The sequence below is a fragment of the Agrobacterium sp. Ap1 genome, assembly GCF_017313375.1.
Taxonomy (GTDB): domain Bacteria; phylum Pseudomonadota; class Alphaproteobacteria; order Rhizobiales; family Rhizobiaceae; genus Neorhizobium; species Neorhizobium cellulosilyticum.
This window is the reverse complement of record NZ_JAFLMY010000022.1, coordinates 18034-41790: the sequence shown is the minus strand read 5'-3', so window position 1 is coordinate 41790 and position 23757 is coordinate 18034. Positions and strand designations below refer to the sequence as shown.

Genomic DNA, 23757 nt, shown 5'->3' with positions numbered 1-23757 from the left:
ACTGATGACCATTGGACGATTCGACAAGAATACAGGACTGATCGATCTCAACCGTCCAGAGCGAGCGTCCTATGTAGGCATCAGAAAGGAGACTTCAAATGCAAGACGACAATCAAGTATTCCACGAGATCGAAACGAGGAAAGCTCGGTACTGCCGATACATCGACACCAAACAATGGGACGAGTTCCAGGAGCTGTTCCTGAATGAGCCGTACATCCGCTTCATGGATACCGAAGGGCAAACGATACACGCCTTCGCGTCGTTGGACGATTTCGTGACGACGAGCGCCCGTTATCTCGAAGGCGCGCGGACGATCCATCAGGTCCACAACGCCGAAATGGAACGGGTTTCCGACCGCGAGGTGAACGCGATCTGGTCGATGGAGGATTATCTGGTTTTCCCGCGCGTCGACCAGACACGGCCCGCCAGCATGCACGGGTACGGGCATTACCATGAAACCTGGCACCTGGAAGGCGGCGAGTGGCGGATCGCCAGGCTTGAGCTCCGTCGAACCATCCTGGAAATCGCTTCCAAGGAGCGCGTCCAATGACCCATTCACCGATTAGAGTTGGTATCATAGGTGTTAACACTGACCGGGGATGGGCCTCGACCGCGCATGTTCCCGCACTGCGAGGCCTGCCTCAGTACCGCCTTTCGGCGCTGAGCCACAGCCGGATCGAAACCGCAAAAGCATCCGCCGAAAAGTTCGGCTTCGACCACGCGGTCTCGTCCACTGAAGAGCTTGTCCATCACCCTGAAGTGGACCTCGTGGTGGTCACCGTCAGGGTTCCCGAACACCTTCAACTCGTGACCGCCGCGCTCGAGGCCGGGAAGTCGGTGTTTTCCGAATGGCCGCTCGGCATGAACTTGCGGGATGCTGAAACAATGAACTCGCTGGCCGCGCAAAAAGGTGTTTCGGCGATGATCGGCCTTCAGACCCGCGCGAACCCGACACTTCGTCACATGCGCAGTCTTATCAAGCAGGGCTATCTCGGCGAGGTGCTTTCGGCATCTGTCATCGGATCGGGGATAACCTGGGGGGAAGAATTGGAGGAGGCATTCCGATACACGCTGGACCCCTCCAAAGGTGCAAGCATGCTGCACGTGCCGTTCGCCCACACTATCGATGCCTTACTGTTCGCCCTCGATGAGGATTTTCTCAGCGTGTCGGGGACATTGGTCAGTCGTCGTCCGAGTATACGGATGATCGATAGCAGGGAAATTGTCCCGCTCGACGTCGCCGATCAGGTTGCCTTTACTGGTAAGCTGACCTCTGGCGGTCTGGTGACGAGCCATTTCCGCGGCGGGCTGTCACGTGCGACCAATTTCCATGTGGAGATTAACGGCACCAGAGGCGACTTGTTGCTGACAAGCCCCGTTGGCTACGTGGGGATAGGCGGCTTCAAGCTCATGGGGGCACAGGCAAACGAGACGCTTCACCCGATCTCCGTGCCTGACGACTTCGGACCTGAAGAAAACGTCCTGATGGGGAACGTGAGGAAGCTCTACGAACTGTTTGCTTCCGACCTCCAGTTTGGCACTGGCCAGGGTCCGACGTTCGGCGATGCTGTCAAACTCCACAGGCTGATCAAAGCGATCGAGCATAGCGACGGGGTGGCGCGCGATGTCTGATACAATGCTGGCATTGGTGATGGATGCTCCAGGCGGACCTGAAGTCCTGAAGGTCCGGGAGATAGCCAAGCCGAAAATAGGACCCTCCGATGTCCTCGTGCGAATACGGGCCGCGGGCATCAACCCCGCAGACTGGCAGAACAGGAAGAGCGGAGAAAGGCATGACCCTGGGGCCGAGATCGGATCATCGACGATCCTCGGTATCGATGGAGTTGGCGTGGTCGATGAGATCGGTCAAGCGGTTAACGGGGTCATGGTCGGAGACGAAGTCTGGTACATCGACGGCGGCTATCCGGGTAATCCCGGCAGCTATGCGGAATACAAGGTTGTCCACGGCGCATACGTGTCCAAGAAACCGAAAAGCCTGGACTTCGTGCAGGCCGCTGCGCTTCCGGTGGTCGGGCTGACCGCCTGGGAAGCCGTCTTCGACAAAGGGAACGTGAAGGTGGGCGACCATGTCCTGGTGCATGGAGGCGCGGGCGGTTTAGGGCATATCGCCATTCAGTATCTCGCGTCTATCGGGGCCCGGATTGCCACCACGGTATCGAATGAAGTCAAAGCGAAGTTCGCCCTTGCGATGGGTGCCGAACTGGCGATCCGTTATCGGAGTGAGGATGTGAACGAGAAGCTGAGGTCCTGGAGTGGCAAGGACGGCGCTGACGTCGTGTTCGACTTCGTCGGGCATGGGAACTTCGCTCGAAGCTTCGAACACGTCACGCCGTACGGCCAGTTAGTGAACACCGTGGTTTCGGACTGGCCAATGGGCGGAAACGCGCTGGCCGAATGGAAAAACCTCGACATCTCGTTCGTCAATATCGGTCTACCACAAATAGCCAGGGATCACAGGAACAGGCTTAGGCAGGTAAAGGTCCTGGATGCAGTCGCCGAGATGGTCGATCGGGGCAAACTACGAGCGCACATCGACCGCGTCGTTTCGTTTGAGGGCGTCGGTGACGCGCACCGGGCATTGGAAGCAGGCGAAACAATGGGGCGTGTGGTTTTGCAAGTCTGACGGGCGGCCCCGCACGTGCTTGATGTGGGCTGGGACGCTACGTGCCTCCCCAACATCGGCACGTGACGAAAGTGCGCATAGTGCATGACGCCGTAGCTCGGAAACTCAGGATGATCCCATCTAATCGGCGACGGTTCGGATCCGTTCAAGGCGAACGCGGCTCCTCCTCGCCGCTGATCTCGTACGCTCTTTTTTACCGACGCGGTGAGGTTGAGAACTGCGACGCTCCAGAGATGGTATTGCGAGTTTTACACAGTCGGAAGACAAGCTTAGGCTGCAGAAGCTGCGGTCTCTGGTCCAATGATGGCGGACACTTCTGTAATTTTGTTCGCTGGAAAGCCACCCAACTCCGCGTGCCGTCGAATGTCATCAGCACTTGGAGCCTCATGAACGCAATAGATCTTATCGCCAGCGACATAGCTAGTGATCCACTTGTACGGGATGTCCAGGTTCGAAACGACATCGTTCGACTTGGCTGAGATTTCGCAAAGATTTTCCGCGGTCAGTTTGTGGGCACCAGGAATATCGCGCTCTATGATGAAAGTCGGCATGTCGGGCTCCTCCCCCGTTTCAACCTGGATCAGCTGGCTCCTAAAGTGATCGCGAGTCAATTTTATTCTTGTGCAACCGGCGTCAGCGGGCTGGCCATCTTACTGTCGATTCTTTCGAGCGAAGATCGATTTCGTCTTGAAAACCGGGTTGGCTGACCTGCAGTTTTGGAGGTCTTTTGCAGCACCTTGGGCGGCAAAAACACCCGATCCATCCAACAAGGTGCCTCAGACACGGGGCCGTCGAACCTCAATTCAAGCAAATTACATGTGGTGGTCGAGAATACGGTTCTTGGGGAGCCGGACCGTCCTTTGAGCCTTCCGCCAGAGGAGAACTAGGCGTAAAGTTCTTCGCAACAGGACGAGGTTGTCATGACAGGAACAGACAAGGTCTTCGCGGGCGCCATTCCGGCCCTCTACCAGGAGCATATGGTGTCGATGATCTTCGAGCCTTATGCGGAGGAAATGGCGAAACGCACTGCGTCCCTCGATCCCCGGAAGGTACTCGAGATCGCCGCAGGAACTGGTGTGGTGACAAGGGTGCTTGCGACACGGCTAGCACCCTCCGCCCGGATCATCGCGACCGATCTCAATCAGCCGATGCTCGATCTCGCTGCTGGCCTGCTGGGCGCTAGTGATCAGGTGACATTCAGGCAGGCGGACGCGTTGGCGCTGCCCTTTGAAGATGACAGCTTTGATGTGGTTGTCTGCCAGTTCGGCGTTATGTTTTTTGCTGATAAGTTGGAGAGCTACCGAGAGGTACGCCGGGTGCTGAAGGACGGCGGCGTTTACCTGTTTGCGGTCTGGGACCAGATTTCGGCCAATGCGTTCGTGACCGTTGCCACGCAAGTGCTTACCGAGCGCTACCCAGAAGACCCCCCGCGCTTCATGGAGCGCACGCCACACGGCTATTATGACACGCAGGCGATCATCGCTGCGCTGCTAGAAGCCGGTTTCACAACAGCTGTTGCCGAAACTGTGACAAAGGTAGCTCGAGCGACAACCGCAGGCAGCGCAGCGATTGGGTATTGTCAGGGTACTCCGCTAGCCGGCGAAATCTTGGCGCGTGAACCTGGCGGATTGCAGGCGGTAACCGAGGCCATTGAATCAGCGCTCGCCGCTCGTTTCGGACCAGGCCCAATCGAAGGTGGGATAAGCGCCCAGATCATTACTGCCAAGAAGTGATGATGATCGCAAGAAGGTTCCTCTCAGCCGAAATGCCACGTGGATTAGTTTGCCCAGGGCGTTGGGCCAGATCCGCGGGATAAGCCGAGGCCGGTTGTGGCCCGCGCGATATGAGGGATCTTCATATCAATACGTTGAAGGTGAAGGTAAGGATTTTCAGTGGTATCGGTTTTTAGTATTGTGGCCGCCGGTTCGATACCCTTCAGGTCGCCGACTCGTTCGACTGTCGTCCGGTGACGCGGGAGGAACAGCGAATTCTGTGCTGAGGGGCCGAGCGAGAGGTTGTTTTCAGAGCAATGCTGATGGACGACATCTGTGACTTCGTTGCGCGCAGGCGTTCGGCCAGCTGGCGCTGTGATCCGAAACTGCAGTTCAACGTCGATGGCGATGGCGTCGATACCCTTTAGTGCGACAATCGGAGGGGGCGTCTGGACGATATTTTCGCAGGTCAATAACGCTGCTTTGAGTACGCTCTCCACCTCGGACGGACGCCTGCCGACGGCGATTCGAACTGCGAGAACTATGAGATGGGTTTCGTCTGGCCGAGTAAGATTGGTTAGGCCGATTTTCGCCAATGTACTGTTTGGCAAGACAACGAAATTGTTGGCAGGTGTCAAAACTTGCGTGGAGCTCCAGTTGTTTTGGACCACGCGGCCTTCTGTTCCGTCCGCCAGCTGTATCCAATCGCCAATAGAGAGTGGCCTACCGAGCGTGAGCGCTATGCCTGAGAATAGATCGCTAAGTGTGTTTTGCAGAGCGAGGCCGAGAATAATCGCAACAACGCCAGAGGTGGCGACCAAAGTTCGAATAGGCGCGCCGAATACGAACCCAACGATGGCAAGGCTAACCCCCAGGTATACGCCCGCTACGATCAGATCCTGAACAAGCCTCGCCTCCCGGGGGCGCCGGTCGAGGACAATATACAGCCGAACAAACCCGATGCTCGCCCAGGCGAGATGTACCCACCAGAAGATGCGGGAATACACGGAAGAAGCTCAGGAGTGTCTTGGTCCGCGCCAAGGCTGTGCGGTGAGATCCCAGCACTCATCATGACCAATGTCGTCGAAACAAAAAAGGTGATCTGGACGACAACGCGAGCGGTTGGGCGTCTTGAGCCCTGCGCGTGCCAGACGATGATGCCCAGGATACCCAGAGTATCCACGATGAGGAGGACATAGACGAACGAAGAGAAATACATCTCGGCCTCGTTGACTTGAAAAGCGGACCGGGCACGCGCCGTTATCCCGGTCCATTCCTGTTTTAGATCAGCCGAAGCGGACATGGATCATCCGTGCCGGCCTCAGTCATCGTGCTTCCGCCGATGTAGTTATGCTGAACCTCATTCGGCTGGGAAGCGCCTGGAGGGTGGCGTGTTGTTACGGACCTTGACGCTTCCAATCAGCTGCATGATGGCGATGGTCGCCACGCTCAGCCCGATGAGGACGTGAGTCCACATTGCGCCTGCCGCAGAGCCAAAACCCAGCAAGAATGGCGCACTGATCACCCAGCAGGCCAAAGTGAGATTGCACCACTCCGCCCAGTCGCCGTAGCGGCTCAGTGCCATGGCGGAGCATACCGCGATCAACAATCCAACCAAGCCAGCGTTCCACGCTGCTGCCGGTGCGCCCATGGACATCAAAGCGGCGCTTACCAGTCCAAACCCGAGCAGCAAGTTTGTCCATTCCAGTCCCTTGTTGGGCACTTCTTTTTTCATTTTTCGTCTCCTTTACATGTCTCCGTTGGCCTGGAAGGTAGGCCGCCACGGTTGTGAGAGAATGAGAGGAGCGGCGGCACGTGCCAACTCACCACGAGGGACTAATCTTTTCTAGAGAGGCTGAGGTCGATCTGAGGCAAAGCCATACTGAACTGGCGGAAGGTCTAGATTCGTCTATGCCTTGGCATAGGCCCGTTTCTTCCTTGATCCGGTTTCGGTTCGTTACGATTAATACGAATATTGTCGCCGTCAGATCCGAATAGGTCAGAGATCAGGAGGACAGAAAACGTGACGATTGAGACGCAGCGAAGGGCCGTGGGGTCTGCTGCCGAGCGACTGCAATGCCTCAATCGCGCGTTCGCAGTATTCGCGGTTTTCGCACTCGGTGCATGCATCTCTGAACCTCGGGGTGTGGGTTCGGATCCTCCATATCGACGGGTTACCGTCTTAGTCTCCACCGTCCGAGCCACAGATGAAGGATCCCCCCAAACATTCAACAGCGCGCTATCTCCAACGCTTCGCTTCATGAAGCACGTGATATCGATCCCGCCGACGCACAAAGCGGATGTGGTAGAGTGGCCCAGCGTACCTCCGGATCCCGGTCGGGAATTCGTCACGCTGACGTCCGAACGCCTGAGCGAAAAGGAATTTTCCGAGGCAGTTTCCGGTACGCATGACAGTTCTGTCCGCCTTTTTGTGCATGGATACAACAACACTTACCAAGAGACCGTCCTTCGCTTGGCTCAAATCGCCGCGGACTCTAGCGATAGGCGAACCGCAGTCCTGTTCGCTTGGCCATCTCGGGGGAGCACACTAAGCTACAATGCCGATCAAGAAGCGGCAGCGGGATCGGGCCCCGGTCTGGCGAAGACGATCGAGATACTGGTTCGTAAACGACAGGGCAGAATAGCACTTCTTGCACACAGCATGGGAGGATGGCTTGCGATGGAAACCCTAGCCGAGATGGGCAGAGGAAAAAGCCGCAAGACGGTTAGTAGGCTGGAGAGCGTCGTGTTGGCTGCGCCAGATATCGACATCGCCGACATGATCCGGCAGCTTGAGGCTATTGGCCGTTTGGAACGTCCGTTAACGCTCCTGGTATCAAAGGATGACGGAGCGCTCGCGGTATCCGGGTTCTTTACCGGGGGGAGGCGCGTCGGGGCGGACGACGTACACGATCCGCGGGTCCAAGCGGCGGCAAAACGGTATGGCGCCCGCGTGGTTGATATCTCCGAACTCACGGCCTCGGATGGATTTCGGCATTCCCGTTTCACGGCGATGGTCGCGCTCTATTCCAGATTCCACACCCAGATCGACGACCCCTCGGCGGCGCATTATGCCGGGCCGGGCACCTATGTGTTCCGAGCCGCAACAGCAACTTTGGAACCCGTAACTCGCTGAGTATTACGAAGAGCGTATCGAGCATCGTCGGGTGCGATAGATGGAACCCATCCGACGGGCTCTGGCCGCAGGATTTCGAGTTCAACAGTGCCGCAGCGTTAGAGTATGAGTCTATATGGCGGGGCGGTCAACGAAGGATTGCATCAGGCGATGAAGACCGATCTTGATGACCACGAGGACTGGGGCAGCCACAACAAACAAGACGGCAACTGCGATAAACGCAGTATCGAACGCAATCACTGTTGATTGGCCGGCTATGGCCTTCGCCAAAAGGCTCGTTGCCGCTCGGCTCGCAGCGGCCGCATCCATACCACGATCAGTGAGAGAGTTAACGGTGGTTGCGAGACGTTCTAGAAGCTGGGGAGAGCCGGTGCTAAGATGAGAGCCAAGAACGGTGATATTGGTGGTGATGTTGTGATCGATCAGTGTTTGAAGCCCACCGACACCCATCAACCCGCCGAGTTGGCGACCGGTATTGAACAGGCCTATCCCCAGCGCAATATCCCTCTGAAGGTTGGTAAACGCAATAAGAGTGATCGACAGGAAGAGGAAACCTAGACCGCACCCTCGTAAGAGAATGGCGAGCATCATGTCGTCAGCACCGCTCTCACTGGTTGATCCAGACAACATCCACATCGCCATCATGATAAGCAAAATACCAAAAGGGACCGTGGCAAAAGGCGGTACCCTCCGAAACTGTATCATCAAGGCTGTGAGTGTAAGTGCGACGATGAAGACTGCTCCGCTCGGCAAAAGAAGCTGACCGGCATCTGTCGGAGTGAAGGCGAGAACTGCAACCGCGAACGAAGGGATTAGGTAGGCACTCCCGAATAATGCAGCCCCCGCTACGAAACTCACGATAAAAGCGAAAGCAAAGTCATCCGAGCGGAATGGGGTGAAATTGATCACGCCGCGTTTCGCCACTGTCATCTGGTGCGCAAGAAATATCAGCAAAGTCACTGTGCCGAGGGTGGTCAACCAGACAATGTGCGTTTGTTCGAACCAGTCCCAACGGCTTCCCTGGCTTAGAACATAGGTAAGACAGAAAAATGATATCGAGATAAGCGACACGCCGGCCCAGTCGAAGGGGGAGGGGGAGGGGTCTTGTTCATGGTTCGCAATCCCGTCAGTTATCAGTAAGCAACCGATCGCGGCGATGCTTAATGGAACGACACCGAGGAAGATCCACACCCATGAGTAGCTATCAAGTAGCCAACCTTGGAGCGCTGGAGCAATAGTCGCAGGAGCAACAACGGAACCCATCGCAAACAGCGCCTGTAAGATAGGTTGTTGGTATCGCGGATAGCTCACCAAAATCAGCGTTTGACCCGCCACAAGCAAGACACCGCCGGCCATGCCCTGGCAGACGCGCAGAGCAGTAAGCAATTCCAGGCGGTTGGTGAGGGCGGCGATGCCACATGCTGCGCCCATGATCAATGTCGCTGCTATGACCAGGCGGCGGGGCTCCATCCGTGTCATGAACCATGACGCCAGGATGAACCCGATCAGCTTTGCCGCCGTATACCCGATGTCGAGCCATGCGAACTCATCCGGAGTGGCGTAGGTGTCGCCGATAATGTCGCCGCGACCTAACGAAAGAACGGTGCTGGCGACAGCTTCCGTCAGGGCTGCGAGCACGATGCCAACGACGAGCAAGGTGCCCGGCGTCGTGCGCTCGCGCTCAGTTATGGCAACGGGTGCCGTCGTCACGATCTCGCTCCTTGGACCAATTTAACCTTTGCGGATAGGCCAGGGACGAGGCGCGCAGTCGGGTTGCTAGCGGAGAAGCGGATCTTCACCGGCACCCGTTGAACGACGCGCACAAAATTGCCAGTGGCATTGTCAGCGGGAAAGAGGCTGAACGCGGACCCGCTACCAGGCGCAAAGCTGTCGACAACCCCCTCGATTGTTTCCTCGGAATAACCATCAATGGTAATAACTGCTCGTTGACCCGGGTAGATGTGTTCGAGTTGCGTTTCCTTGAAATTCGCTACGATCCACAGGTCAGACAGCGGGACGATGTCGAGCAGTGAAGCGCCTGGCGACACCAGCCGGCCGACTCTAACCTGACGGTTGCCCACGACGCCGGAGATCGGGGCTTTCACCACCGTATTGTCGAGATCGATCTGGGCGAGATCGCGAGCGGCTTTTGCCTGAGCCACAGCAGCTGTCGCTGCCTCGCGTTGGGTCGACAGAACTGCAATTCGCCGCTGTTGGGCCACTACACTTGCGGCAGCTGCGGTAACTCCCGCCTCGGCCCGTTCGCGAGCCGCATCGCTTTCATCAATGTCCGCCTGGCTGACGATATTGCTTCTTATCAGCTGGCGGTGCCGCTCAGAAGCCTTGATCGCCCGGTTCAACTCTGCTGAAGCCGATTGCTTTTGCGCATTGGCCTGCTGAATGAGTGCCTGCTGCAAGTCCGTCTCGGCATCAACATTCACCAATCGCGCCTGGGCCGCGTCGATGTTGGCGACCGCTTGTGCAAAGCGAGCCTGGTAGTCTCGGTCATCGATACGAAACAGGACGTCACCAGCTTCCACGGACTGGTTGTCCTCAACTTCGACGACGGTGACATATCCGGCAACTTTGGGCGCCAAGGTCGTCACGTTGCTGCGGATGTAGGCATTGTCTGTGTAAGTCTGGTTCTTGGAACTGGCCCAGGTCCATCCTGCGGCCGCCAGTACGACGGCGCCGAGGCACAGGGTCGTCCCGATCATTTTCTTCTTCGTCGTAGCCATAGTGGCCTCCGGTAATGGTCAGTACCATCGTTATGGTAACTTGAATTACCAGTCAATGGTCGTTGATGTGGATGACCACAGGGAAGGACCGAGAGACGTTTCCCCGCCGGCTCGGATCCGCACAATCCAATGATGCCGTCGAACGGGACCGCACGATATCGGGTTTGGGGATGAGGAGAGCCTTAGCTAAGTCTACCGTGACTATACTGAGGCATAGGTGGTGCGGGCTTTTGACCAAGTAGTCAGTACCCGTTGAAGCAAAGCGCGTCATTTGACAGACGCGGTAATGATGGTTACCACGCAATCTAATGGAATTGGAGTAGCATCACATGATACCCTTGGACTCTCGCCGCTCATCTGGCCGTAGGGAGGCACTGCTGCAAGCGGCTGCTGAAGTCTTCTTCGAACAGGGTTATTCCGCGACAAGTATCGATGCGATCATCGAACGGGCAGGCGGTTCCAAGAGAAACATCTATACCGAGTTCGGCAGCAAGGAGGGATTGTTCACGGCTATCGTCACGAGCAACGCGGACATCGCATTGTCCAGCCTTTCGCTCGAGGAGACAAGTGGTCGTAGTTTACATGACACGCTCATCTCGTTCGGGCAGCGTCTGATGAAGATCTACATGACGTCGACCGTGGTCGCCGTCTACCGCATAGCCGTAACTGAAGCTAGCCGTTTTCCGGACCTCGCCCGATCCCTTTATGACCAGGGGCCCGGTCGAGCAGCTTCGCAATTGGCTGAGGTGCTAGTGCGCGCGCGCGATCGCGGGGATGTCAAGGTGGATGACTGTGCCGGTGCCGCCGGTCACTTCGTCGCCATGCTCCGGGACAACACACATCTGCAGGTCGTACTTGGACTGCGCGAGCCTCCTTCCGATGAGGAAATCTCGAGAATCGTCATGTCTGCGGTTGATGTTTTTTTGAATGGAATCCGCGCTCGCTAACGTACTGAGTACCGATTTGGCGGCCTTCGTCTACATATGTCGCCGTCTGCACGAGGGTACGCTTGCCATTCGTGCATCACTTCCATTGGATCCATCTGCCAAGCCGTACGAACATGTGTTATATCGAATATGCGGCGCATAATGCTTCCTTAGTCCGCGAGGAGCAGCAGATGATGTCCGTATGGTCGTGCCGCCCCAGCTTTCTGCACCTGGGACTATTCTTCCTCGCGTATGTCCTGGGATGTGGATTTGCCGACGCGCTGGCAATCGTGCCGGAAATTACGGTCGCCATATGGCCACCGGCCGGCGTTTTCATCGCGACCTTAATTCTCACTTCGAAGCAAATTTGGCCCTGTGAAGCTGCTCGGAAAGACCGCGGGAGACACGAGATTGAAACAAACATCAGGGGACGACGACATAGGTTCCGGTAGTGTCGGCGCCATTTGCCAACACACCGGCGTCGAGGTATCAAGTGATTAGCGAGAGCGAATAACAGGTCGCTGGTTCGGATCTCATCAAGGCGGAAGAAACGTTCTACTGCATTAGTCGACAACTTTAGCCGTTCGCTTGGCCTGATGCTTTTGCTCGCTGGTGTTCCCAACTGGCAGCTATGAGATCCGGAGAATCCTTTCCGCCGATGTTGACTGTCGGCTGGGCAAAAGTCACCCCATTTTCCTGGAAGGCTTTCCGGAGCGATGCGTAGGCTGTGCGTTTGATGAAGCTCTGTTGGGCGGTTGGCACGGTGATCATCGCGAAGCTGATCACGATTCCATACTCGGCAAAATCTTCGACACCCTTTAGCTTTAGTGGCTCGAGGAAGAAACGGCCCACTTCCGGGTCCGCGAGCAACGCCTGGCCAATAGCCTTTCCGATCTTGCGAACTTTTTCGAGATCCGTGTCATAAGGAACGGTGACCAGTATTTTGGTCTTGGACCAGTCGCGGCTCATGTTCTCCACGGCCCCCAGCTCTCCAAAGGGAACAGTGAAAATCGGACCTCGATGATGCCTTAGCTTGACAGAGCGGAGGCTGAAACCCTCGACGGTCCCTCGATAATCCTTCGCCTGTATGTATTCGCCGACCCGGAAAGCATCGTCGAACAAATAGAAAAAGCCACTTATAATGTCGCGTACCAGCGCTTGTGATCCAAAGCCTATTGCCACTCCGATAATACCCGCTCCTGCGACAAGCGGCCCGATATCGACGCCGATCTGTCCGAGGATCGTCAGGCCCGAAACGACAAAAATGACGACGGCGAGCACGTTTCGTAGGATCGGGAGTAACGTTTGCAGACGCGTGGAATGCTCAATTTCACCATTTTCGTGCGGTTCAGCCGACGACAGGCTTTGCTGGGCGAGCATTCGATCTATGGCGACCTTGGCGAGGTGCCAGATAATGTCAGCGACGAGAAGCACGAGCGCTCCCCGCACGAGACCGTAAAGGGCGCGATGAACTAGTGGGATATCGTGACCCGGGAAATTGATGTCGGTCTCCCAGACAAACGCGAGCCATGCAAGAGCCAACGCTAGAACGAATGCCCTCCCTCCGCGCACAAGCAAGATCGTCCGGCTGTTTGAAACCGGAATATGAAGCTTTCTACAGGCGACGTCCTGCACGACACGCGTAATCGAGCGCAGGATTGGTGGAAGTAGCGCTGGATATACGCTCAACCAGAAAAACGCGCGCGCATCCAAACACCAAAGGAGCCAAGCGCCCACGGTATAGAGTGATAGCGCCGTGTTCACGGCCGCATCGCGACCTGCCGTGGTCCAGGTCAACCTCATGACGAGCATCAATATCACACAGGAAGCCAGGACCTCGATCGCTGTGATTACGTCCGGATCGATAAGCAGCACGTCGCCTACCATAATTGCGGCGGCGGTAAACAGCGACAAGCCGATCACGGTCTTGAGTTTCCGGCGGACTGGGTAAAGCGCTACATGGTCAACCAAGGCTGAAGCAAAGCGGTAGGCCACGAATAAAAGGAGATATGAGCCAGCAATGAGACGGACGGAGAGCGGAAGATTCACGATAAAATAGAGTGGTGCAATGAGCACCGAGAGGACAAGTGATGGGAGGTATTGCTCCAGTCCATCCCAGTGATTCAGCCGGTTCCGACGTACTGATCGCTCCGCCGCCGCGCCTGCGGCAACCAGCAGGGCGAAGGCAGCGGAGACTGGCAAATAACCATTTTCCGTCACGTCACTTACAAGGATTTCTAGCGCGCGGCGCGCCTCGTGCGGAATGAGGCTAATTGCTAAAAGAACCGCGTGTATCCTGGCCCGCGTACGCTTCTCCCAGCTTACGATACCAACAGCTGCATCTTCGTCAGGTGCGGGAGCGGCTTGAGAGAAAAGGTTTGATGTCGAAGATGTAGGCATCGTCGGCTGCTCAAACGTACTTGCCCGCTCATCATCGAGTTTGGAAATGGTCACCGTGGCCTCAGCGATTGGGTTCGAGCAAAGTATGAGAATGAGTGTTAGCAGCAATTTCATATGGAACTCACGAGCCTGCGCCGTCGGATATGGCGATTGGTGGGTTGCAGGATGATGCATTGCTTTGACGTCATCGCCCATCTGGACGGGCGTAGGGCCTCATCCTCCTAAGGAGTGCGCCACCTCACCAAATTGCTAGGCACGATAGCCCCTATCGGTAGGTCCGTGCTGGGCAACATCGAAAGCGGTAGGGAACCTAGCCTTCCGTATGGTCTGCTTGGGTCGATTGCGAGGTCGATACAAAGCGTCTTTTCCTCTAGGCTTCGGAGCAGTTCCGTATGTAACGAGCCATCACAGTAGATCCGGAGGACAAAATGCTGCAATCAGAGCCAGTCTCGCCTGCAGAGCCTCGGCCGACGCTTTCGGCAAATGCCGCGTATGAAACACACGCTGTCCACGAGCCTATGGCAGCCGTCATCCACGATCTCGGCAATCTAATTCAGGTCGCGACATCCGCTTTCAATATTTTGTCGCGTAGTCGCTGCATTTCTCGCGATAAGCGGGCTTCGCAAATCATTTTGAGCGCTCAGGCGTCGCTGGAACGTGCCGGCGGTCTCGTTCGCCAGTCTCTTCGATCGGCTCGCGGTGGCTATACGCCGATCGATAGTGTTTGTGTGGGAACTTGCTTGTTCGATTTGAAAGCCTTGCTTGAAAAAATCTGGGAGCCCGAAATTCATTTCGAAGTTCAGGCAGAGCCAAACCTGCCTCGCTTGGCATGCAATGTGATTGGTTTCCAGACGGTGCTTTTGAACCTGATTGTCAACGCGCGTGATGCGATGCCGGACGGCGGCACGATACTGCTAGCTGCACGGGCGCTAGTTGCGGCTGGCGTCGCTGGCGTTGAAATCGTAGTCGCCGATGATGGTCTGGGTATGACGCGGGAAACGCTCGAGCGGGCTTTCACACCTTTGTTCACAACACGGTCATCGCGCGACGGCGGCTATGGGCTGTCCGCCGTTAAAACTTTCGTGCAGGCGGCGGATGGCGACATCCAGCTTGAAAGCGAGCCTGGTGTCGGCACACGGATTACTATGACCCTGCCAGCCTACGGGATCACATGATTTCAACCTTGAGTGCAGATAGCTAAAAGTGAGACGGCAACTTGACACTTGCCAAAATGAACGCGGACAAATATAGTCCGCGTTATGGCTCATATGACGGTTGGAGTTGAATACGGTTTGCATTGCCTGATGTGGCTGATGGGATCCCCAGACAAGCCTCTCAGCAGCCGGGATCTCGCTGACTTACAAGGAATTTCTCCCAGTTTTCTGGCGAAAACCTTCCCGAAGCTTGAGCGTGCCGGCATCGTAGCCGCATTTGAGGGGGTGAAGGGGGGGTACCGGCTAGCTAGATCGCCTGATCAGATCAGTGTGCTGGAGGTCGTGGATGCGATCGAGGGAAAAAAACCTCTTTTCGACTGTCAGGAGATTCGCGGTCGCTGTGCGGCCTTTGACGGGAAGCCTCCGCGTTGGGCAACAAAAGGCGTTTGTGCAATCCATGCCGTGATGTTGCGTGCAGAGAAAGCGATGCGCGAGGCTTTGGCAAGTCAGTCTTTAGCCGATATCGCCGAGGAATTTGGCCGTAAGGCGCCTGCAGAATTCTACGAGGACATCGATCGGTGGATAGAAAGCAGAGCCGTTTCAAAAGGCCCCGGCGGATCGACCTTGAATTAGCGCTCCGCGCCAATGGAAGTGCTGCGCGCGAAAGCAATCCGCCTCCAACGAAATGGCATTCTGACTATGGATTTGTGGGGAAGGGTCATGAGTGATTGTCCAGTTTCTGATGATGACAAGAAAGCGATGAACACCCGCCGGAGGGACCGGCAATGACGGCGGCGGCTCTTATCGCCGATAGCCCGCTGGTAATCGTTGTCGATGACGATGCGGACGTTCGGAATTCGTTGCAGGAGTTGATTGAATCCGTCGGTCTGGACGTGATTTGTTTTTCATCGCCACGTGAGCTTCTGACCGCGGCACTTCCTGACCGGCCAGGCTGCCTGGTTCTGGATGTACGAATGCCGGGATCAAGCGGCCTTGACCTCCAGCACCAGCTTTGCGAGCAGGGTAAAACCAAACCGATTGTGTTCCTCACCGGGTACGGCGACATTCCCATGTCAGTGCAGGCGATGAAAGCGGGGGCAGTCGATTTTCTTACCAAACCCGTGCGGGATCAGACCTTGCTCGATGCAGTGGTTGTTGGGATTAAACGAGATGTCGAGCAACGCAAGCTTGCGGTAAATACGCATGAGCACACATCTCGATTTGCGACCTTGACGCCGCGTGAAAAGCAGATCCTCTATGAGGTAGCGCTTGGTCGGCTCAACAAGCAGATTGCTTTTGATCTGGGCATCAGCGAGGCTACCGTCAAGCTCCACCGTAGCAACGTCATGAGGAAGATGCAGACCATTTCGGTGGGGGAACTCATCCGAGTCTGGGACGCCTTGCCGTCCTCGTTACGGGACGCCTCTTCAATACCATTATCTTCCTAATTTTTTCCTGATCACATCAGGCCGGTTGCCGATCGATATCGGTCGGCCCGCGCGCTGGCTATTGTCTCAGTTTATTATAGCAGAAATCCTTCTATAGCTGCCGACCGTGTAAGCCTCCCTGACGTGCCGCGATGCTTCACTCACTATGGTGCGGGATGTTCAATTCATACGAGGTGCGCGACCTCGCCTTTGGGACTATATGACCTCGTCCAAGGCTCGATATGCCGAAGGAGCATTATCGCGCAATCTCCCCTCAGCGAAAACGTTCGATGGGAGAAGCAGATGCGGAACGCGATCAAAACTCTTTTACTCAGCATTGTAATGAGTGTTGCGGCGTGCGCCTTCGGTTTTGCCGGGGATGCTTCACCCAAGCCGACGATCGTGCTCGTACACGGCGCATTCGCAGAATCGTCGAGCTGGAACCACGTCATCGATGAGCTGAACAAGGATGGGTATAAAACCATTGCTACGGCCAACCCGCTACGTGGCGTCGTCAACGATGGCGCAGCTGTCGCAAGTTATCTGCGTTCAGTGCCGGGGCCGGTCATTCTCGTCGGTCATTCCTACGGAGGGCCAGTCATCACCGAGGCTGCGAACGACAGCCCTAACGTCAAGGCGCTCGTCTACGTCGCAGCCTTCGCACCCGACGTAGGAGAATCGAGCAGCAGCCTTTCTTCGAAATTTCCAGGAAGTACGCTGCCAAAGACGCTGAACACCGTTGCATTGCCGGATGGGAACCGGGATCTCTATATCCGACCCGACCTGTTCCACGATCAATTCGCGGCAGACGTTCCCCAGCCGATTTCCGAACAGATGGCGGTCACGCAACGACCGGTTACCGAAGCCGCACTGGCTGAGCCGACGAAGAGAGCATCCTGGAAGCTGCTGCCGTCCTACGCGATCTACGGTGCGCGCGACCTCTGCATTCCGCCAGCGGTCATGAGCTTCATGGCGAAACGCGCCCATGCCCGGAAAACTGTCGTACTCGACGGCGCCTCGCACGCTCTGATTGTGTCGAGGCCGAAGGAAGTGGTCTCGATTATCGAGCAAGCAGCGCGAGAGAGCCAAGAGGCCACGCCTGTCCACGGCTCCAACTGAATATCATTCACACGACTCTAACAAGGAGATCCTACATGAAAATCGTCGTCATCGGAGGCACAGGGCTTATCGGCTCTAAGACCGTCGCAAGGCTTTCCAAGCTGGGACACGACGTCCTCGCCGCCTCGCCGAATTCCGGCGTGAACACCGTTACCGGAGAGGGCTTGGATGAAGCTCTTGCCGGAGCAGAGGTCGTGATTGATCTGGCAAACTCTCCCTCGTTCGAGGAAAAGGCAGCAATGGACTTTTTCGAAGCGGCAGGGCGCAATCTCTTTGCGGCGGAAAAGAAGGCCGGGGTGCGCCATCATGTTGCATTGTCGGTTGTTGGCACCGACCGGATGCAGGCAATGGGCTATTTTCGTGCAAAGCTCCTCCAGGAAGAGCATATCCAGAAATCCGGCATCCCTTTCACGATCGTTCATGCGACCCAGTTCTTCGAGTTTGTCGGTGCTATCGCACAGTCTGCAACCGAGGGCTCGATCGTTCGGGCACCGACAGGCGCATTCCAGCCCATCGCGGCTGACAACGTAGCGGACGCGATGGCAAAGGTCGCGGTCGGCCAACCGATGAACTCCATCACCGAGATCGCCGGCCCGGACCGCGGACCGATGAACGAGTTCATTGCGCTGTATCTGAAGGCGACAAACGATCCACGCACTGTCACGGCTGATCCGACGGCCCGCTACTTCGAAGTCGAGATCGACGACCGGACGCTGGTACCGGATGCCGGCGCTCATCTCGGCGATATCCGCTTCGAGGACTGGCTGAAATCTAACTCGGCACAGCAAAAGTAAGTGGCTCTGTCTCAGGTCCGCTTGGCACCGAAATCGTCCAGACGGACTTCTCACGAATAAGGAAACTGACCATGTTGAAACTGCTCATCTGCGCGAGTGCATGCGTGCTGTCGTTGGCCGCATCTGTTGCAGCCCATGACGCTGTAGGCGAGGATGTGAAGGTCGTATATGACCAACCGCTTCCGAATGTTCCGGGAAAAAGCTTGAAGGGTGTGCTCGTCGAATATGCACCCGGTGGCTCCTCTCCAGCACACACCCATCCGGACTCGGCTTTCATCTATGCGACTGTCCTGGAAGGTGCGATCACCAGCCAGGTCAACGGCGGGCCCGTCACAGTCTACCATGCGGGCGAGAACTTTTCTGAATACCCGGGCGATCACCACGCGGTTAGCGAAAACGCAAGCAAGACCGAACGTGCGCGTCTTCTGGCGGTCTTCGTGGTCGATACGTCCGAAACCAATCTCACGAACTACGAGAAGTAAGTTTGCCAACAATCCGTCCGCGCGGCGCAGCCCGCGGGCGATTTCGGTGATTGTCCCGCATTGAGCACGACGATCGCCGGCTAACCGGAGTGGTGCTGCCGCCGCGCCACTCCGGTTGACATTTCGCAATAGAAGACGGATCCGGCAGCTGCGCGGTCTCGTCAGGAGAATGCGATGCGCATCGAAAAACTCTACCCGATGATCTCGGCTCGCTTGAAGATTATAGATGTAGCGGCCACGGTGCATAACGCCGCTGCAACTCTCACCATTCCCGGCATCGGGCTCGCGATTGTCTGCTCACCCGATGGCAGAGCAAAGGGTGTGCTCAGCAAATCCGATCTCATCCGTCACATTGCCGATCACGGACGGTCGAACTCGGTCGAAGAGCTCATGAGCCCCAAAATCATTGCCTGTCATCCGGCGGATGATCTGCAGGCGGCCTGGCAAGTCATGATCAGTAATCGCCTCCAAAACATGCCGGTTCTCAGCGCCGAGGCTAAACCTCTCGGAGTACTCGATATGCGGGATGTTCTGAAAGTGCTCTACGAACAAGAGCAGCTGCAGGAGAAAATGATGGAGAATTATATCGCCGGGATCGGCTACTGACGGCTCCTTTGCCAGTGTAGCGCCCCGGATTTAACACAAGCACGACACCCATTCAGCAATCCACTACAGGTTCGGGGAAAAATCGATATGCCACAAGTTCAATATGGTGATCTGGCCAGCGATCCTGTTGCATGGCTTATCATTCTCGGCATTGCCGGAATGATCGTCTGGAAGCTTATTGGTCCGGCCCGCTCGAACCTGCGGCTCGTCGTGCAAATCGTATTTTTCGGCGCCATGACATCGGTCCTTGTTTTCGGGCGGATCCCGCTTGGTCAATCAGGTGGTTTTCAATCGGGTGATGAGCATACGTTTTTCGTCATTCTTGGGCAGATGCTATGGTGGTTGCACCTCTCCTGGGCCGTCATCGGATTTGTGCGCATTTATCTCGTGCTCGAAGGCCGGCCGCGTGAAGCGCGGCTTCTCCAAGACATTGTTGTCGGCGGCGTCTATTTGTGCGTCACGCTATCGGCTCTCGCATTCGTATTTCGGTTGCCGGTTGGAACCTTGATCGCGACCTCCGGTGTAATTGCCATCGCGCTCGGGCTTGCTCTGCAAAACACTTTGGGCGACGTTTTCTCCGGCATCGCTCTAACGCTTGGTCGCACATTTGCACTCGGAGACTGGATACGCCTTAACGACGGCATGGAGGGGCGAGTGGTCGCCAGCACGTGGCGCTCGACACAAATATTGACGATAGCCAATAATGTCGTCGTTTTGCCGAATAGTGCACTGGCCAAGCTCGGCCTCACTAATGTCAGCCGGCCGACAGAGACGCATCTTCTGCAATTGAATGTGAGGATCAAGCCGACAAGAACACCCTCGGCGATCGAGGCTGTACTTAACACTGCTCTGGCCGGCTGCAACTTGATTATCAAAGATCCGGCGCCGATGGTCGCCCTGAAAAGTATCGATGCCAATGCCGTCGACGCGGACATCTATGCACGTGTTAAGGATCCTATGCGGATGGCAAAAGCTCGAAACGAGATCATCGATCTGCTTCATCGGCATTGTAGGGCGGCCGGCCTGCAACTCGCACCGTCCGCGTCTTCTTTGCTTTTCGCGGATACAACAAGCGGAGCCGATCCGCACCAGCCCGCCGAAGAGCGGTTCATCGAGCTCATCGACCAAAATACAATATTCGCAACACTCGCCAGGGCAGACAAGGATCTGCTTGCCCAGTCTGTCAGATCGCGGGTCTTTGCACAGGGCGCCTCGATAATGCCCCAGGGCAAGCAACCTTCCTCGATTTTCGTGATTGATTCCGGTGTCGTCGCGGTGATGCATGATGGATTGGAGCAAAGACGCCTTTCACCGGGTGATTTCTATGGCGACGCGAGCTTGTCATCATCACTAAAGGACTGCAGCCTTACGGCTATATCCGCCGTGAAAATATGGGAGATTAGTCGCGATGATCTCTCAGATCTGTTCAGAAGCCGGCCTGAACTGGCCAACGAGATTGCTGCAAGGCTGGTGATGCATGAGGAAGAAGCCCGGCGCGTCGCTCATGCAGATGCGAAAGATGATCATACGCCGCACGCTCTTCTGAGATCGATCCGTACAATCTTCACCAACTAATCAAAACCTAGCCTTCGGAACAGGTTCGCCATCGATTTTTTCAAGCTATCATTTCCCTCTAGCCGTTGAACACTGATCAAGTCCGATTGTCACCGGACCTTGATGTTCTGGCTGAAGGGGAGCGTTGGTCTTGGATATTGGTGGGCCCTTGAACGACGGTACATTGTCTCGGCGGATGGTCGAGGCAATAAAGCCTTTCCTGTCCCGATCACCGGATGCACGGTATCTAGGATTATTCTTTTTCGCCTATCTCCTTGGCTGTGGGTTTGCTCAAATGCTGGCGGTCGTGCCAGGCACGGGCATCTCAGTATGGCCGCCCGGCGGCCTCTTTATCGCAACACTCCTGTTTGCGGGGAAAGGTACGTGGCCGTGGTGGATTGTATCGGGCGCAGGCGCCGAACTCGCTGCGAACGCTTTGTGGTTTCATAGCCCGTTTGTCGCTGCAGCTGTGATGTACATAGGCAACGCGCTGGCGGCGATGAGCGGGGCCTGGATTGTGCATCGCGTCGCCGGGCGAGGCCACCGATTTGAGACGTTGAAGGAGGTCGTGACCCTTATCGTTTTCGGAGGAGGGGTGGCGCCGATCATCAGCGCGACGGTTGGAAGCGCAGCTCTTGCATGGTTCGACATTCAGTCGCAATCTTTTACTACGGCTTGGCCGCTTTGGTGGATTGGAGACGCGACCGGAGTGCTGATCGTTGCTCCGCTTGCGCTGGTGGTTTTTCAGAGCTGGCGAGATGCCAACCGGATTTCGATCCAACGTCTGATAGAAGCTGGTGCGCTGTGCCTCGTTCTTCTCGCTCTCGCCGCATTGACACTGAGCGGCTATCTTCCATTCGCCTACATCATCATGCCGCCCTTGCTCTGGGCTGCAGTCCGCTTCGAATTCAAAGGCGCCGCCGTGGCACTCGCCATACTCGCGGTGTTCACGGTTCTATTCACCGTATCGAACAGCGACCAGGTCATCGACGATCAACTGACGGAGAAGCATCGGCAGGTCATGCTCCAGCTCTTCCTGGCGATTTCAGCCTTTTCGGCACTCGTGGTCGCCGCCGTTTCAAGAGAGCATCAGCTCGCTTTACGCACATTAGAGGACAGCGTCGAAACGTTTCGGAACCGGGAGCGGGAGTTCTCACAGCTTGTCAACATGGTGCCGAGTTACTTGTGGCGACTAAGTGCGGAAGGTGATCCGGTATTCTTCAGCCAACGGGTCGTCGATTTCTTCGGACTGGACGTCGGTGACTATGACACTTCGGAGAAAAAGGGGCTTTCTGCATTTATCGAAGCCTTGGTCCACCCTGAAGACGCGGAAGCTTTCGCCGCGACTCTTCAGCACTCGTTTAAAACTGGCGACCCATTTTCCTTAAAATACCGCCTCCGCGGGAAGGATGGCATTTATCGTTGGGTCGCAGGACGGGCGGAAGCGCTTCGCGGCGACGACGGCAAGATTATCCAGTGGTACGGGCTATCCCAGGACATCGAAGATCAGGTTCGATCGGATAAGGCGCTTCACCAAAGCAAGCAACAGTTGGAGCAAATGCTAGAGGCTGTTCCGTTCAACGTATTGAGCTTCTCGCCTTCAGGTCGAATGACCTATGCGAGCCAACGGTACTTGAGTCAGGCAGGGACGCCGTCTCCTCATGTCAAAGACTTTGATGCCCTGGCCCGGGAAGTCGTTCATCCAGACGACCTTCCTGTCATGTTCGCCAAGGCCAAGCACGGGTTTGTAACTGGTGAGCCGTTCATCAACCGTTTTCGCCGGATATTGACGGATGGAAGCTACCGCTGGATCGAGGCGCGGGCGCAACCGTTGAAAGGAAAAGATGGCGCAATCGTTCAATGGTATATTGCGTCGATCGATATTGAGGAAGAGATGAAGGCCCAGGAGGCGCTACGCGAGCGAGAACGCTTCCTATGGCAGTTGGTGGAAACATTACCCGCGATGATCGATTGTGCGGGGCCGGACGGAGAGCCGCTCTACCGCAGCCAACAGCTTAGAGAGTTCTTGGGTTACAATCTCGATGCGCTGGATGGCAGCGGGAAAACCCGCCTCGATGGAACTCTCGATTCAGGTGTGCATCCTGACGATGTCGCTGGCGTCAAGGAACAATATCATCATTGCCTGACGACGGGCGAGCCATATGCCCGGCGACATCGGCTGCGACGACATGATGGAGAATATCGGTGGGTAGAGACCCGAGCAGCTCCGATGCGGAACGATGCGGGAGACATCGTCCAATGGAATGTGATTTGCCTCGACATCGACGGAGAGGTCTGGGCCCAGGAAAACCTCCGCATGGCGCAGGACAGCTTGGCGCGCGCCAGCCAGGCTGCAAGTCTTGCGGAGTTGTCTGCGTCTATCGCGCATGAGGTCAATCAGCCACTGGCTGCAGTGATGAACTATTCGAATGCCTGCCAGCGCTGGATGACGATGGACCCGCCGAACATCGAAAGAGCAAAAAAAACGGTCGATCGCATCATTCACAGCGCTAACTCGGCCGCCGATGTGGTCAGCCGTATCCGCGCTCTGTTCAAGCAGGATAGAGATACGCGAGACAGCACTTCCCTCGACAAGATTATCTTCGAAATTCGAGATCTTTTGGCCTCCGAAGCTTCGCGTCGCGGTATACGTATTGAGATCGATCTAGAAGTCGGCCTGATACTTGCCCCCTTCGACCGCGTCCAAATCCAGCAGGTCGTCATGAACCTCGTCCGTAATGCAATGGATGCAATGACCTCCGTGTCGAATAGAAAAACAGTGACGGTGAAGGTTCGGCGAAACGCGGATTTGGTTCAAGTGTCCGTCAGCGATTGCGGTCGAGGCGTTCAATTTCCAACCAAGATCTTCGAACCCTTTTTCACGACCAAGGACCAAGGGATGGGGATGGGTCTTTCGATCTCTCGTTCGATTGTCGAAGCACACGGCGGCCAATTGTGGACTGAAAAAAATGAACCCCAGGGCGCGATCTTCATTTTCACCTTGCGAGCCGCACTGGATCCCATCGGTTAACTGCAAGCGTTCAGTGCGTTCTTATTGCTCGCC

21 protein-coding genes and 1 pseudogene are annotated in these 23757 nt (G+C 56.2%); 16 read left to right on the top strand and 6 right to left on the bottom strand.

All coding sequences use genetic code 11. From position 1 onward, the window contains the following. Nucleotides 1-98: 98 nt before the first annotated feature. From JZX87_RS25910 to JZX87_RS25900, 3 genes are read left to right on the top strand one after another with little or no spacing between them, the layout of a single operon-like run. Nucleotides 99-551 carry a nuclear transport factor 2 family protein gene (locus JZX87_RS25910; protein WP_206828781.1) on the top strand — a complete coding sequence of 151 codons (453 nt, stop codon included), beginning with the start codon at nucleotides 99-101 and terminating at the stop codon, nucleotides 549-551. Beyond that, nucleotides 548-1633 carry a Gfo/Idh/MocA family protein gene (locus JZX87_RS25905; protein WP_206828780.1) on the top strand — a complete coding sequence of 362 codons (1086 nt, stop codon included), beginning with the start codon at nucleotides 548-550 and terminating at the stop codon, nucleotides 1631-1633. Before JZX87_RS25910 ends, JZX87_RS25905 begins: the two co-directional genes overlap by 4 nt. Further along, nucleotides 1626-2645 (top strand): zinc-binding dehydrogenase, encoded by a 1020-nt coding sequence (locus tag JZX87_RS25900; RefSeq protein ID WP_206828779.1) that lies wholly within the window; start codon nucleotides 1626-1628, stop codon nucleotides 2643-2645. Before JZX87_RS25905 ends, JZX87_RS25900 begins: the two co-directional genes overlap by 8 nt. A gap of 269 nt (nucleotides 2646-2914) precedes the next feature. On the opposite strand, the gene JZX87_RS25895 is transcribed toward JZX87_RS25900, so the two are convergent. Beyond that, the gene (locus JZX87_RS25895; RefSeq protein ID WP_206828778.1) at nucleotides 2915-3196 is read right to left on the bottom strand and encodes a DUF4242 domain-containing protein; all 282 of its coding nucleotides are present in this window, start codon (nucleotides 3194-3196) and stop codon (nucleotides 2915-2917) included. Between the two features lie 369 nt (nucleotides 3197-3565). On the opposite strand from JZX87_RS25895, the gene JZX87_RS25890 reads away from it, so the two are divergent. Then, nucleotides 3566-4378 (top strand): class I SAM-dependent methyltransferase, encoded by an 813-nt coding sequence (locus JZX87_RS25890; protein ID WP_206828777.1) that lies wholly within the window; start codon nucleotides 3566-3568, stop codon nucleotides 4376-4378. Nucleotides 4379-4422: 44 nt separating this feature from the next. On the opposite strand, the gene JZX87_RS25885 is transcribed toward JZX87_RS25890, so the two are convergent. Both JZX87_RS25885 and JZX87_RS25880 read right to left on the bottom strand, forming a co-directional pair. Then, the gene (locus JZX87_RS25885; RefSeq protein ID WP_353654260.1) at nucleotides 4423-5364 is read right to left on the bottom strand and encodes a mechanosensitive ion channel family protein; all 942 of its coding nucleotides are present in this window, start codon (nucleotides 5362-5364) and stop codon (nucleotides 4423-4425) included. A 353-nt stretch (nucleotides 5365-5717) separates the two neighbouring features. After that, on the bottom strand, nucleotides 5718-6092 hold the full coding sequence (locus tag JZX87_RS25880; protein WP_206828776.1) for an SPW repeat protein: 375 nt from the start codon (nucleotides 6090-6092) through the stop codon (nucleotides 5718-5720). A 525-nt stretch (nucleotides 6093-6617) separates the two neighbouring features. Here JZX87_RS25880 and JZX87_RS25875 point away from each other — a divergent pair. Beyond that, a complete protein-coding gene (locus tag JZX87_RS25875) occupies nucleotides 6618-7493 on the top strand; it encodes an alpha/beta hydrolase (RefSeq protein ID WP_206828775.1) in 876 nt (291 codons plus the stop codon). 111 nt (nucleotides 7494-7604) lie between these two features. Here JZX87_RS25875 and JZX87_RS25870 read toward each other — a convergent pair whose 3' ends face one another. Beyond that, nucleotides 7605-9203 (bottom strand): DHA2 family efflux MFS transporter permease subunit, encoded by a 1599-nt coding sequence (locus JZX87_RS25870; protein ID WP_206828774.1) that lies wholly within the window; start codon nucleotides 9201-9203, stop codon nucleotides 7605-7607. Beyond that, entirely contained in the window at nucleotides 9200-10231 is a 1032-nt protein-coding gene (locus JZX87_RS25865) for an HlyD family secretion protein (RefSeq protein ID WP_206828773.1), read from the bottom strand. The genes JZX87_RS25870 and JZX87_RS25865 overlap by 4 nt, the downstream gene beginning before the upstream one ends. 329 nt (nucleotides 10232-10560) lie before the next feature. Here JZX87_RS25865 and JZX87_RS25860 point away from each other — a divergent pair, with 329 nt between their 5' ends. Continuing rightward, nucleotides 10561-11178: a TetR/AcrR family transcriptional regulator C-terminal domain-containing protein gene (locus tag JZX87_RS25860; protein WP_206828772.1), complete on the top strand. Its 618-nt coding sequence runs from the start codon at nucleotides 10561-10563 to the stop codon at nucleotides 11176-11178. Between the two features lie 170 nt (nucleotides 11179-11348). Then, a pseudogene (locus JZX87_RS32070) lies at nucleotides 11349-11531 on the top strand (MASE1 domain-containing protein); the annotation flags it as partial. A 202-nt stretch (nucleotides 11532-11733) separates the two neighbouring features. Here the strand turns inward: JZX87_RS32070 and JZX87_RS25850 are convergent. Beyond that, nucleotides 11734-13752 (bottom strand): mechanosensitive ion channel family protein, encoded by a 2019-nt coding sequence (locus JZX87_RS25850; protein WP_206828770.1) that lies wholly within the window; start codon nucleotides 13750-13752, stop codon nucleotides 11734-11736. A 233-nt stretch (nucleotides 13753-13985) separates the two neighbouring features. On the opposite strand from JZX87_RS25850, the gene JZX87_RS25845 reads away from it, so the two are divergent. The 9 genes from JZX87_RS25845 (at nucleotide 13986) to JZX87_RS25805 (ending at nucleotide 23724) form a co-directional block, all read left to right on the top strand. Further along, complete coding sequence (locus JZX87_RS25845; protein WP_206828769.1) at nucleotides 13986-14732, top strand: sensor histidine kinase; 747 nt, start codon at nucleotides 13986-13988, stop codon at nucleotides 14730-14732. A gap of 93 nt (nucleotides 14733-14825) precedes the next feature. Then, nucleotides 14826-15344, top strand: coding sequence for an RrF2 family transcriptional regulator (locus JZX87_RS25840; protein WP_286195074.1), 519 nt, complete (start codon nucleotides 14826-14828; stop codon nucleotides 15342-15344). A gap of 152 nt (nucleotides 15345-15496) precedes the next feature. Next, nucleotides 15497-16159, top strand: a complete 663-nt coding sequence (locus JZX87_RS25835; protein WP_206828767.1) for a response regulator transcription factor — start codon at nucleotides 15497-15499, stop codon at nucleotides 16157-16159. 282 nt (nucleotides 16160-16441) lie between these two features. Continuing rightward, a complete protein-coding gene (locus JZX87_RS25830) occupies nucleotides 16442-17257 on the top strand; it encodes an alpha/beta fold hydrolase (protein WP_206828766.1) in 816 nt (271 codons plus the stop codon). Nucleotides 17258-17292: 35 nt separating this feature from the next. After that, on the top strand, nucleotides 17293-18051 hold the full coding sequence (locus tag JZX87_RS25825; protein WP_206828765.1) for an SDR family oxidoreductase: 759 nt from the start codon (nucleotides 17293-17295) through the stop codon (nucleotides 18049-18051). 71 nt (nucleotides 18052-18122) lie between these two features. Then, on the top strand, nucleotides 18123-18533 hold the full coding sequence (locus tag JZX87_RS25820) for a cupin domain-containing protein (protein WP_206828764.1): 411 nt from the start codon (nucleotides 18123-18125) through the stop codon (nucleotides 18531-18533). Between the two features lie 174 nt (nucleotides 18534-18707). Continuing rightward, complete coding sequence (locus tag JZX87_RS25815; RefSeq protein ID WP_206828763.1) at nucleotides 18708-19139, top strand: CBS domain-containing protein; 432 nt, start codon at nucleotides 18708-18710, stop codon at nucleotides 19137-19139. Between the two features lie 159 nt (nucleotides 19140-19298). After that, nucleotides 19299-20714, top strand: coding sequence for a mechanosensitive ion channel domain-containing protein (locus JZX87_RS25810; protein WP_286195073.1), 1416 nt, complete (start codon nucleotides 19299-19301; stop codon nucleotides 20712-20714). A gap of 175 nt (nucleotides 20715-20889) precedes the next feature. Further along, nucleotides 20890-23724 carry an MASE1 domain-containing protein gene (locus JZX87_RS25805; RefSeq protein ID WP_206828798.1) on the top strand — a complete coding sequence of 945 codons (2835 nt, stop codon included), beginning with the start codon at nucleotides 20890-20892 and terminating at the stop codon, nucleotides 23722-23724. Nucleotides 23725-23757 lie beyond the last annotated feature (33 nt).